Raw genomic sequence first — 4841 nt, forward strand, 5'->3', positions numbered from 1 at the left:
TAAAATAAAGATTAGAGTTTTGCATTTTTACCTCCTTGGTGGAATTTTTGCTATTACAATTTTAACTGCCACCAAGGAGTTTTTTTAGATGTTTTATTTATATTTGAATTTCTCACCCAAAGTATAAAAATTTAAAAATAAGATCCTATGGGGAGCAAAGAATAACTTTATTTATCATTTTCAGCTGACGAAGAACCTCTCCCTTCTTACTTCTAATTTGCTTACTGTATGGACAACTTATGAATTGCCTACTTACTTTCTGACTTTTAAAAAGGGGAGCTTTTTCTAACCAAGTTTCAGGATAACAAAATGTAAACTTTCAAATCTAAAGTCGCTAATGATTTGATGGGATGTTTCTATAATAAATTGTGAATTTACAAGCATTGTCGCTTCATTACTTGCTTATGGTTGCCATATTTTATTTAGCTGAGAAACTTTTTTTATAGTGATTATATTTAATTTACTGTCTTCTTTTTCCACAGGACATAAAACATTTTTTATTCCAAGCTTTTCACATTCTTTTAATCTGATGTCTGTGTAGTAAACAGACCTAACTTCACCTGTTAGACCTATTTCGCCAAAAACTGCTGTTTTTTCTGGGATTGGCAGATTTTTATAAGAAGAATAGATTGCTGTTGCTACTGCAAGGTCTACTGCAGGCTCATCAATGTTTATTCCACCAACTACGTTTACAAAGATATCTTTATCTTTTAGATTTATTTTTAACTCTTTTTCTAAAACAGCAATGATTATAGAAAGTCTATTTAAATCAATTCCGTGGGCTCTTCTCTGTGGAACAGGATAAAAAGTTTTAGATACAAGGGCTTGAACTTCAACAAGTATTGGTTTAGACCCTTCTGTAAATGGAAAGATTACGCTACCGCTTGCAGATTCTGGCTTTTCAGCCAAGAAGAAAGAAGAAGGCTGTAGAACCTCTTCCATTCCTTTTTCTGTCATGTTAAAAACTGCAAGCTCTCCGGAAGAGCCAAACCTATTTTTTATCACTTTTAAGATTCTATAAGCATAACCTCTTTCACCTTCAAACTGGGCTACTGTATCTACCAAATGCTCTAAAACCTTTGGACCTGCGATACTTCCTTCCTTTGTAACTTGACCTACCATCAAAGATATTATTGATTTAGATTTTGAAATTTCTGTTATTTTACTGCTTACATACTTAACCTGACTTACAGAGCCGGCAGGAGATTCTAAATTTTCTGAATAGACAGTTTGAACAGAATCTAAAACTATCAAATCCGGCTTGATGTTTTCAATAGCTTGTAAAATTGCTTCAAGATTTGTCTCAGATAAAATATAAAGATTTTCTTTTAAAGCATTTGATCTTTCTGCTCTAATGTATATCTGATACTGAGATTCTTCAGCTGATATGTATAAAACTTTTTTATCATTTGCAAAGTAAGATGAGATTTGTAAAAGTAATGTAGACTTACCAACCCCCGGCTCGCCAGAGACAAGAACAACCTGACCATCTACAAATCCACCGCCAAGTGCATTATCTAAGCTTTCAAATCCTGTTGAGTATCGCTTTACTTCTGCTTCTTTTTTTAACTTTGTTATTGGCAATGCTTGAGAAGTTGATTGCGGTTTGAAAACTGTTTTTGTATCTTGTTTTATCTCTTCAACAACAGAGTTATACGCACCACATACAGAACACCTTCCTACCCACGTTGGATAGGTTGCCCCACACTCATTACATACATAAATTGGTTTCACCTTGTTTTTCTTCATTTTGCATATATTTTAATGCTTCCATTTTTGCTACTTTATCACAGTATTCGTTCTCAGGATGTCCGTTATGTCCTTTAATCCAAAATGCTTTTACGTTATGTCTTTGTAAAAGCTGGTCTAATTTTTGCCATAAGTCTTTGTTTAATACATCTTTCTTATTTGACGTTTTCCAGCCGTTTTTCTTCCATTTCTCAAGCCAGCTGTTTATACCATCAACTACATATTTGCTATCAGTGTAAAGCTCTATATTATAGCTATTTTTAATCTTTTCAAGGGCTTTTATTACTGCCATCAATTCCATCCGATTGTTCGTAGTTTGCTTTTCTCCACCTTTTACAATAACTCGTTTTTCTTCGCCTACTATAATACTACAATAACCACCGGGTCCAGGATTTCCAAGACTTGAACCATTGGCAAAAATTTTGATTGTTTTCATCTTTCCCTTGATGTTTAAAATTTAAATTTGGTAAAATCTTATCAAAAAAGAGGAGAAAACTCAATGATAAAGGCAGTTTTAACAGATATAGAAGGCACAACAACGCCTATCTCTTTCGTAAAAGATGTATTGTTCCCTTATTCTTATGAAAAAATAGAAGAGTTTGTAAAAAACAATCTTCAAAATCCACAAGTACAAAAAATTATAGAAGATGTAAAGAAAGAGATTAATAAAAGTGATGCTTCTTTGGAAGAGGTAATAGAAAATCTTAAAAGTTGGATAGCTGAGGATAAAAAAATTACTCCTTTAAAAGAGTTGCAAGGGCTGATTTGGGAAGAGGGTTATAAATCTGGTAAACTGCAGGGCTTTGTATATCCAGATGCTTACAATAAATTAAAAGAATGGTTTGATTCTGGAATAAAGATTTTTATATATTCTTCCGGCTCTGTAAAAGCTCAAAAGCTTTTGTTTTCTAATACAAACTATGGAGATTTAAACTATCTTTTTTCTGGCTATTTTGACACCAACATCGGAAATAAGAAAGATAAACAGTCTTATGTAAAGATTGTAAAGGAGATAGGGTTTAATCCTTCAGAGATTTTATTCTTATCAGATAATCCGGATGAAATAATAGCAGCTGCTTCTGCTGGATATAATGTTATTAGACTTGTAAGACCGTTAGATGCTGAGTATATAGAAAATTTTCCTTACAGGCAGGTTGAAAGTTTTGATGAGATAGAGATTGGGAGGGTGTGAGTAGGATTAAGATATCAGAAAAGGGTTTAATTATCAAGTATCTAAAATGTCTCCTTCTTTAAATTGGATTTAAAGTCTTCAGGCTGTCAAAAAGGTAAACTTGCGAAAAACTTTAAAATATTCGCCAGCGTTTTTAGAAAAGCCGTTCTAAAAAAGTTTTTAATAAAAATTCATAAAATCAAGTCCTCAAGTTTTTTAATTTTTGCTATTTTTCTTAATTTTTTTAAAATTCTATTTTCTATTTGTCTTACTCTTTCCCTTGATAAACCAACTATTTCTCCTACTTCGTTCAATGTCTTTGGTTCTTCGCCATTTAACCCAAACCTATGAATGAGGATTGTTCTTTCTCTTGGTGATAAAGTATCTAACAATGTTTCTATGGCTCTTTTTAAATCTTCTTCATTGATATCTTTTTCGATATCAAGTGTATTATAAACAGATATCGTATCTTCTAAGACTAAGTCATTATCTGTTCCTTCAATAGGTGTATCCAAGGATAAGAAAACGCTTTTAAATAAGAAATAATTTTCAACTATTTCTTTTTCAACTTTTATGCCTTGAGTTTTTAAAAAAGACATAATCTCATCTATAGATGGTTCTCTGTTTAAAGTATCTTTTAAGTAAGAATAGGCATTATTGATTTTAGAAGCATAAGCGTACATTCTATTTGGCTTTTTTATAATTTCACTTTCATGCTGAATGGTATTTATGATTGATTGTCTTATCCACCAAACTGCATAAGATATAAATCTAACACCCTTTGATGTATCAAATTTTTTTGCAGCTTCTATCAAACCAACATTTCCTGCTGAGATTAAGTCAGAAAATGGAATTCCATAGCCTGCATATCTTTTGGCTATATTGATTACAAATCTTAAATTAGAAATAATAAGCTTTTGAAGTGCTTCTTTATCCCCCTCTTTTATCTTTTTTAGTAAAGACTCTTCTTCTTCCTTGGACAACAGTGGAATTTTATAGATAGATTTAAGATAAAAGTCAACATTTTCTTCGTGGGTGAACTTTTTCATGAGTCACCTTTTTTTTGTTTAATAATATCAGAAATTATTACAGGTTGTCAAATGCTAACTAGAGAGTATTCCAAAAATCAACATCGTCATTTTGCAGCTGGCGAAGAGAATCTTATTTTTGCCCTTCCCTTTCTTTCAAACAACATTAAAAAAGGAGAACCTTAGGACAAAGCTCTCAGGACGATGACGGACAAAAGCAGACCCATTTTTACATACATTAATTTTGGAACACTCTCAGAAAATATCAAAAATTAAATGTTGCTAAAGTAGTATGACCAAACGAAAACTCCGGATTTAGTTTACTTCGATAGAGCTTCCAATATAGGTTCTGCATAGCCTATAACGCTTGAGTGTGCAGCATGTTTTACTATCTTGATTATAGCAATAAGCTCTTCTTTTGTTGCCCCCATATTTAAAGCTGCGTTTAACTGTGTCTTTATACATTCTGTATCTTTCATAGCTAATGCTACAGCCAAAAAGATTAAAGTGCTTGTTTTAGCATCAAAAGGTGAGTTTGGATCACCTACACTATTTTTTGAGCTGGAAGCTACATCGTGAATAAGTTCTGGAGCCACAGTTTTTGCATACTGTATTGCTTTTGGTATCTTTTCTTCACCGCCTAATTTTTTTGCCATAAGTCCTAAGATTTCGTCAACGGTTGGCTTTTGCATTTTCTTTCCTCCTTTTATTAAAGTTTAAATTAAATAAATTATATCACTCACCGTTAAGATTCATTAAATCAAAGATTTTTAAATTGTAGCTATAAAGCGTGTTTAGATAAGTCAGCTGTGCTGATTGGTAGTTATTTTCTGATTCTAATACTTCTAATGTGTTTGCTATGTTTGCTTTAAATCTTTCTGTTGATAGTCTAA

General features: G+C 32.1%; 6 protein-coding genes. 1 reads left to right on the forward strand and 5 read right to left on the reverse strand.

Translation table 11 applies throughout. The features are described from left to right. Positions 1-402: 402 nt before the first annotated feature. Complete coding sequence (gene radA / locus Q0929_RS08725) at positions 403-1734, reverse strand: DNA repair protein RadA (RefSeq protein WP_299240013.1); 1332 nt, start codon at positions 1732-1734, stop codon at positions 403-405. Further along, positions 1712-2185 carry a ribonuclease HI gene (gene rnhA / locus Q0929_RS08730; RefSeq protein ID WP_299240015.1) on the reverse strand — a complete coding sequence of 158 codons (474 nt, stop codon included), beginning with the start codon at positions 2183-2185 and terminating at the stop codon, positions 1712-1714. Before rnhA ends, radA begins: the two co-directional genes overlap by 23 nt. Before the next feature lie 63 nt (positions 2186-2248). Between rnhA and mtnC the strand changes: the two genes are divergently transcribed. Further along, positions 2249-2941 carry an acireductone synthase gene (gene mtnC / locus Q0929_RS08735; protein WP_299240018.1) on the forward strand — a complete coding sequence of 231 codons (693 nt, stop codon included), beginning with the start codon at positions 2249-2251 and terminating at the stop codon, positions 2939-2941. Positions 2942-3111: 170 nt separating this feature from the next. Here the strand turns inward: mtnC and Q0929_RS08740 are convergent, their stop codons facing one another. The 3 genes from Q0929_RS08740 to Q0929_RS09000 all read right to left on the reverse strand — a co-directional run. Then, positions 3112-3969: an RNA polymerase sigma factor RpoD/SigA gene (locus Q0929_RS08740; RefSeq protein WP_299240021.1), complete on the reverse strand. Its 858-nt coding sequence runs from the start codon at positions 3967-3969 to the stop codon at positions 3112-3114. Between the two features lie 299 nt (positions 3970-4268). Next, complete coding sequence (locus tag Q0929_RS08745; RefSeq protein ID WP_299240024.1) at positions 4269-4640, reverse strand: carboxymuconolactone decarboxylase family protein; 372 nt, start codon at positions 4638-4640, stop codon at positions 4269-4271. A gap of 43 nt (positions 4641-4683) precedes the next feature. Then, positions 4684-4841: TolC family protein (locus Q0929_RS09000; RefSeq protein ID WP_343232051.1), on the reverse strand; the 158-nt coding region annotated here is incomplete at its 5' end.

Source organism: Sulfurihydrogenibium sp., assembly GCF_028276765.1.
GTDB lineage: Bacteria > Aquificota > Aquificia > Aquificales > Hydrogenothermaceae > Sulfurihydrogenibium.